Source organism: Sphingopyxis sp., from assembly GCF_035998965.1.
In the GTDB taxonomy this organism is placed as follows: Bacteria; Pseudomonadota; Alphaproteobacteria; order Sphingomonadales; family Sphingomonadaceae; genus Sphingopyxis.
On sequence record NZ_DASYHE010000011.1, the window covers coordinates 67,029 to 73,683 of the forward strand.

Sequence of the window (6,655 nt, forward strand, 5' to 3'; positions counted from 1 at the left end):
GGAGATAACGTGTGACAAGAATTGTTCAGCACAACGGTCACAACATCGTTGACGGCGTCTTCCAACCAAAAGATTTTCAACTAGATGGTCGGCTCAACCTTGAAGGGTGTACCGCGCTTACCGCGCTACCCGAAGGGCTCCGCGTGACCGGGAGTCTAAACCTCCGAGGCTGTACCGCGCTGACCACGTTGCCTGCCGACCTTCGTGTCGGTGGAGATATCGACCTCATCGACTGCACGGCGCTCGCCAAGCTTCCGGAAAGATTGCACGTCAATGCCTCGATCCGCCTCGCCTATTGTACCGCACTTACTACCTTGCCGGATGGACTGAGCGTAGGCGGCGATCTCGACTTGAGATGCTGCACTGCGCTAACAAATTTACCCGCCGGACTGAGCGTAGGTGCGAATCTCGTGCTCAGGGCCTGCACGGCGTTAACTGCGCTGCCCGCCGATCTTGGCGTTGCCGGAAATATCGATCTCACCTTAAGCACCGCGCTCACTGAGCTGCCGGAGGGAATGCGCGTAAGTGGCTGGCTGAGCCTCTACGGCTGTACCGCACTCACCAAACTGCCGACGGGGCTGAACGTTGTCGGAGGGCTCGGCTTCAAAAATCTCAGCATTACGAATGACAGAATCATTCTTATCCGACGACCTTGCCCCGAAACGATACTTTCTGCCGCTATCGGCCGCCGGGTCGGCGATGTGATCCAGGATTGGGCTCTAAGTTATCGCGGCACCGCCGATCGCATCATCAAGAGGATCGAAACGGACCGAAACAACAATCTGGTTTTTCTTCTGGAGGATGGCAGGTGATGCAAAACATTGAACACCGGGGCCACACCATCGTCGACGGCGTCCTGCAGTTGCCCAACGTGCGGATGATGGAAGATATCGACCTTAGTTTCTGCACCGCGCTCACCATGCTTCCGAAGGGATTGCGGGTGGTTGGATCGCTCAACCTCGAATTTGTACTGCCCTGACCAGCTTGCCGGAGGGTCTGACGGTAGACGGAGATCTCAACCTCAGAGGCTGCACGGCGCTCACCGAACTGCCGACCGGACTGACAGTGGATGGATTGCTCGACCTCAATCACTGCACCGCGCTCATCGCCCTGCCGGATGGGCTGCGTGTGGGCGGGGCCCTCGAGCTCAGGGGCTGCACCTCTCTGACTTCGCTGCCGAAACGCCTACACGCCGATGGAAACCTCACCCTCAATCGCTGCACCGCGCTCACCACACTTCCGGATGGTTTGAGGGTGCGTGGAGCGTTATTCATAAAAGGCTGCAATGCTTTAGCCGCGCTACCCAAAGGTCTTCGCGTGAGTTCACATTTATACCTCCGCGAACCAACCACGATCACTGCTTTGCCTGACGATATAGATGTTGGTTTAAGGATCGACCTCGAAAGCCTATTTATCGATGTAATCCCCCAATCCGGTGAAACTTGTATTGTCGTTCGCGATTGCGGCATCCCCGCCACCGCCCGCACGCTCGCCGTCGGCCGTCGTCTCGGCGACATGATCGACCACTGGGTCTTAAGCTGGAACGGAATTGGCGAAAAAATCATCACGAGCATCCGCGATGCAAATCCAGGTGAGGTCGAATTCTATTTGAACTCTTAGTCTCGACCAGCGGCAAGCTGCATCGGTCCAGCGCCGAGTGGTCACCAAGACAGGCCGCCCGCGCCGACGATCACTGACAATAGATGGCTTGTAAGCGCGTCCGCGCCCTTTCGGTGGGCAATTCCCCCCCAATCATCCCAACGGTGCACCCGCTCGGCGAGCCAGGCGAAAAGGTCGTCACGCGAATTTGCATCGGCGAAGGATTGCGACCACGCGATATTGCGCGTCGGCATCCGCGCGCCAACCTTAAGTCCGGTCAACGTCACCAGGTATCGGCTTCCCAGATTTTCGCGCGCGAACAGATGGCGACGAAACCCAACCTGCTGTTCAAAGGTGATCAGCGCCCGCTCCCGTGCCTCGGCGTCGGGCCCCACGCTCGCACTTACCGCGGCAACAACCGCCGCCATTGGCAAGCGCTCGAATTCCGGCTCGCGCGTGGCCTGCAGCATCATGAGGACCGATCTGCCCAATGAGCTCAGCCCCCCACCGAAGAGGTCCCTCCCCGCCGATGTCTCGACCATACCGATGCTGGCGAGCCAGCACAGATAGAATCGCCAGAACATCATGTCCCCGCCGAAAACATCGTGGTTGCTCTCCGTGCCAAACCAGCGCGCATCGATCGCGGTCATGACCCTCAGCATCAGTTCATGCTGTTCGGGTGCGAAGTGGACCGGCGGGAATCCAAGTTCTCCCTCCCAGAAGGCGTCCCTGACGCTCGCCCAATTTCGCCCAGCGGCATCCTCGTAGCCGCGCGGATTGGCTCGAAGCCACCAGCCCCACGGGAGTTCGCCGACGTGACGCTCAAAGTCAGCCACGGCCACCCCCGCGACGAGGGTCGAGGCCGAGCGGCGGCGGCGCGCCATCGCGCGCGGGCGCCGCGCCTCCTTCAGCGATTGCTCGCAGCTGAGCTGCGAGGGCGACCGTTTCCCTGACAACATATGCGTCGTCGCGATATATCCGTCCAAGCTCCGAGGACTTCGATCCGGAGGAATTCGGCCTGGCGTTCGGAATAAGATCGTAGGCATGATCGCAACTGAAGCCGAACCACCACGCATGCGAATCTTCGACGCGGTGGTCGGTTGCGTGTTCTACCGGATGGTAGACCGCCGGTCGTAATGTCACGTGGCAGATGCGGCGCGCCTCGACGGCTAACCGACGCGTCGGAGTCGGCCCTTCTTCGCACAGTCTTGAATAAGTCAAACCGCCATGCACATCGATTCCGATGTCCGGCGGAACTGCGTTTGCATCCCAGCCCCAGAGAGGGTGATCCTTGGGAATGCCGACATATCCGCAGAGAAAGCCATTGTCGGTGTTACGCAACATGATGCAGTCGTATCCACTCGCCGTATCGCGCCAGCTGACCTTGTCCGCCTCTCCCAGCCACGCCCCCTTGCCACCGGGCCGAGCAGCCTGATCGTAGAAAATTTCTTCTGCGGGAACGACGCAATCGCGGGTTGCATAGGCGCGGCCGGTGACGAGAGCGACGCCGCCTTCTCGCGCGACTTCGCCTCCGTCGCCGATCAGCTTCTCGGCGGCGAATTCGGAGCCGAGGATCGGCAGCAGCGTGTCGGCCGTTGCGGGCACGACGACTGGCGTCGCCGTTTTCCTGCGTACGGTCGTCTGGCGCCGCTCAGCTGGAACAAGCGCCTGCGATTTGGTGGTATTCTTAGCCATGCCTATGCTCCCGCTTAGTTTGAAACATCAATGCCAGTCGCCCCCGACAAGGCCTCATGGTGTTGTACCGGATGGTCTCTGCGCGCGTATCGCGTTCGCTCATCAGCCGCCGGATAGGTGATCCAAGAGCATTGAGTTCCGCCGAGTGGACGGCCCAGCCGCGAGGATCTGCCATGATATGCTGGCTATGGCCCACGCGGCGCTCCGTCCGACAAATAATAACAATATCGTTCGATAGGTCATACGACAGTCGGAGTCAATTGGCCGAACGAAATCGTTCACTTGACCGAACGATCGTTGATTTCTATGTCACCGATCGCATGGTAAGTTGGGTCTAAGGAGGTCATGGGCATGTCGTTGGCGATGAGGCTGCAGAACCTTCGCACGGCAAAGCAGCAATCGCTTCAGGAAGTGGCTGACGCCATTGGTGCGTCGAAAGCCCATATCTGGGAGCTTGAGAAAGGCACCGCCAAGAATCCGTCGATCGAACTCGTCCGAAAGCTCGCCGATTATTTTGAGGTGTCGATCTCGCGCCTTGTGGGTGAAAGCCCGGACGAAGACGGTGATGACGAAAAATTGCTTGTCTTGTACCGTGATCTGAAATCGCTCCATCCCACAGATCGCGAGGTTTTTAGTGATATTATTAAAGGGATGAAGAGGCGCCGCTCGGGAGCGTAGAAGAGTCGGCGCGCTCGGCATTGGTCTGAAGGTTCGGCCATTACCGTCGTGGCCGTCACCGGCTCCAGATCCGCGGCAAAGGACTTCGGGGCAGTCGGCGCTTCGGTCGACCGGGCTATGGCCAATTCTGTCAGTCGGTCTTGGGGGCGAATATTCGCATAGCGGACATTCGGCTCGATCGATCGAGGATGTTCAAGAAATTGGTAAGCTGACCGGGCTAGTTTATCTCCCATGAAATGGCTTTTTGTAATCGGGCTGGCGCTGACGCCGGTGTTCGCATCCGCGCAGGACATTAGTGGCTCGGCCCGGGCGATGGACGGCGACTCTCTCGACATGGCGGGGATCGTCGTCCGCTTGCACGGTGTGGACGCCCCCGAGCTCAACCAGACTTGCGCGCGCGAGGGACAAAGCTGGGCATGCGGCAAAGAAGCGTCGGCGAAACTGGCGCAACTGGTCAATGGTGCCGAATTGCGGTGTGAGCAGCGCGATGTCGATGACTATGACCGGATCGTCGCCAGCTGCACCGCGCGGCAGATAGATCTGGGCCAAGCCATGGTCGAAGCGGGCCTTGCAGTTGCGTTGCCTCAGTTTAGCGATCGCTATCTCGGCGCCGAGGCGCGCGCCAAGGCCCTCAAACTGGGCATCTGGGGTTCCGACTTCCAACAGCCGGTCGACTATCGGGCCGCCAGTCCCAGGGCACATCGGGCCAAGCCGCAGGCATCCGCCGTGCGCCAGCCTATTGCATCGTCGGCGCCGTCCGGCGTCTATTACCGCAATTGCAATGCGGCGTGGGCAGCGGGTGCCGCGCCGTTATACCGCGGTCAGCCCGGGTATCGGCCAGAAATGGATGGCGACGGCGATGGCGTGGCGTGCGAACCATTTCGGCGGCGATGAGCATTTAGGCTGGGTTGTTAGGAGTTCAGCCGAAGTTTCTGGCGCGGTGTTGCGACTTTGCGTAGGCCAAAGTCATGACGATGATTGGCACGAGAATCGAAGAGACAGGGACGTTGCTCCGCGACGCGGGCGGTTTCTCGCTTCGCCGTGACCTTGGCGGCCGGTGGCGGCTCGACTTACACCGCGTTCCTGTCGACCATATCGAAAAGCGTGTTCGCATTACCGGCATCGTGGTGAGCGAAGACCTGGTGGATGTCGACGGTGTAGCGCCTGAGAATTTTGTTCCCTCGCCGCTCGCGGCTGGAGCGTAGCGCTAGTGCGCCGCCCCCGCCGCTAAAACAGATATTTAAGCGCCTGCCACGCCCCGACGAGGAATGAGCCGCCCACCAGCACGGTCGCAATCCAGAATTCGATAGCGAGCGCCCGGTCGCGCCATTTGGGTCTTCGTTCTTGCATAGGCTCGGCATGACAGCGCGAAATATTGTAGGAAAGCGATTAATCCACGCTTGGTGGCGACAACATCCTACGGAATAGGCGACACCCCCCGAACTCACATTCAGGCGTGCGATACCGCCGACTCTGGCCGATTGCGGCCGGGCAGCTCTTATGTTCGTTTACAAGGGCTTTGGGCATGCCAGTATCCTCTCATCAGCATTGATGAAGCAAATTGGTTGAAGCTGATGTGCAAGTTAGCGTCCGCGCTCGTGGTGTAATTTCCGGTGTAGGCGATGGTGTATTCCGGGGTGGGGCATGCCCCACCCCGGAATGCGGCGTCGCTGGTGGCCACCGGGTTCATCGTTATGGTGGAGTTTGCACACTTCAACCGTGACGAAGAGGAGTTCCCGATGACCGAGGACAGATTACTGATCGAAGAGCTGGCTGCAAAGGGCGGCCAACCGGATTTTTTGCGCACCATCGCCGAGAACGTGCTGCAGCTGATCATGGAGGCCGACGTTGATGGCCTGATCGGCGCGGGTCGCCACGAACGCAGCAGCGAGCGCGCGACCTGGCGCAACGGCTATCGCGACCGTTCGCTGGATACCCGGGTAGGCACGCTGAACCTGAAAATCCCCAAGCTGCGTGCTGGGTCCTATTTTCCGGGCTTCCTTGAGCCCCGCAAGATGGTCGAGAAAGCGCTGGTTGCGGTGATCCAGGAAGCGTGGATCGGCGGGGTCAGCACCCGGCGGGTCGATGAACTCGTCCAGGCCATGGGCATGACCGGCATCTCCAAGTCCACCGTCTCCAAGCTTTGCAAGGACATTGACGAGCGCGTCCATGCCTTTCTGAAACGCCCGCTCACCGGCGAATGGCCGTATCTCTGGCTCGATGCCACCTATCTCAAGGTACGCGAAGGCGGGCGGATCATCAGCGTTGCCGCAATAATCGCCATGGCCGTCAACACCGAGGGCCGGCGCGAGATCGTCGGCCTGCATATCGGCCCCTCGGAAGCGGAGGTCTTCTGGTCCGACTTCCTGAAGGACCTTGTTCGGCGCGGTCTTACCGGCGTGAAGCTGGTCATCTCCGATGCTCACGAGGGCCTCAAGGGCGCGATCACCCGCGTCATGGGCGCCACCTGGCAGCGCTGCCGGGTGCACTTCATGCGCAATGCCCTGTCCTATGTGCCCAAGGGCCAGAACACTGTCGTCGCCGCCGCGATCCGCCAGGTCTTCCTGCAGCCCGATCAGAAAAGCGCAACGCAGGTCTGGCGACAGGTCGCCGACCAGTTGCGCACCCGTTGGCCCAAGCTCGGCGCCTGCATGGACGAGGCCGAAACCGACGTGCTCGCCTA

Annotated in this window: 9 protein-coding genes; 7 read left to right on the plus strand and 2 right to left on the minus strand. The window is 60.1% G+C overall.

The genetic code is table 11. The annotated features are described in order from the left end of the window. The first annotated feature begins 11 nt into the window (after positions 1-11). Genes VGN68_RS01145 through VGN68_RS01155 form a run of 3 tightly spaced genes read left to right on the plus strand, consistent with a single transcriptional unit; the run spans position 12 to position 1,620 of the window. Positions 12-812, plus strand: coding sequence for a hypothetical protein (locus tag VGN68_RS01145; protein ID WP_327473059.1), 801 nt, complete (start codon positions 12-14; stop codon positions 810-812). After that, positions 812-979 carry a hypothetical protein gene (locus tag VGN68_RS01150; RefSeq protein WP_234181462.1) on the plus strand — a complete coding sequence of 56 codons (168 nt, stop codon included), beginning with the start codon at positions 812-814 and terminating at the stop codon, positions 977-979. Before VGN68_RS01145 ends, VGN68_RS01150 begins: the two co-directional genes overlap by 1 nt. 5 nt (positions 980-984) lie before the next feature. Next, positions 985-1,620: a hypothetical protein gene (locus VGN68_RS01155; RefSeq protein ID WP_327473062.1), complete on the plus strand. Its 636-nt coding sequence runs from the start codon at positions 985-987 to the stop codon at positions 1,618-1,620. 41 nt (positions 1,621-1,661) lie between these two features. On the opposite strand, the gene VGN68_RS01160 is transcribed toward VGN68_RS01155, so the two are convergent. Further along, on the minus strand, positions 1,662-2,435 hold the full coding sequence (locus VGN68_RS01160; RefSeq protein WP_327473064.1) for a hypothetical protein: 774 nt from the start codon (positions 2,433-2,435) through the stop codon (positions 1,662-1,664). Further along, positions 2,428-3,294: a hypothetical protein gene (locus tag VGN68_RS01165; protein ID WP_234181456.1), complete on the minus strand. Its 867-nt coding sequence runs from the start codon at positions 3,292-3,294 to the stop codon at positions 2,428-2,430. The genes VGN68_RS01160 and VGN68_RS01165 overlap by 8 nt, the downstream gene beginning before the upstream one ends. A gap of 345 nt (positions 3,295-3,639) precedes the next feature. Between VGN68_RS01165 and VGN68_RS01170 the strand changes: the two genes are divergently transcribed. From VGN68_RS01170 to VGN68_RS01185, 4 genes are all read left to right on the plus strand, one after another. After that, a complete protein-coding gene (locus VGN68_RS01170) occupies positions 3,640-3,972 on the plus strand; it encodes a helix-turn-helix transcriptional regulator (RefSeq protein ID WP_327473065.1) in 333 nt (110 codons plus the stop codon). 231 nt (positions 3,973-4,203) lie between these two features. After that, positions 4,204-4,866 (plus strand): thermonuclease family protein, encoded by a 663-nt coding sequence (locus VGN68_RS01175; RefSeq protein WP_294033975.1) that lies wholly within the window; start codon positions 4,204-4,206, stop codon positions 4,864-4,866. A gap of 74 nt (positions 4,867-4,940) precedes the next feature. Further along, positions 4,941-5,177 carry a DUF5818 domain-containing protein gene (locus VGN68_RS01180; protein WP_234181507.1) on the plus strand — a complete coding sequence of 79 codons (237 nt, stop codon included), beginning with the start codon at positions 4,941-4,943 and terminating at the stop codon, positions 5,175-5,177. Between the two features lie 534 nt (positions 5,178-5,711). After that, on the plus strand, positions 5,712-6,655 hold a 944-nt coding region (locus tag VGN68_RS01185; protein ID WP_234181518.1), incomplete at its 3' end, for an IS256-like element ISSpma2 family transposase.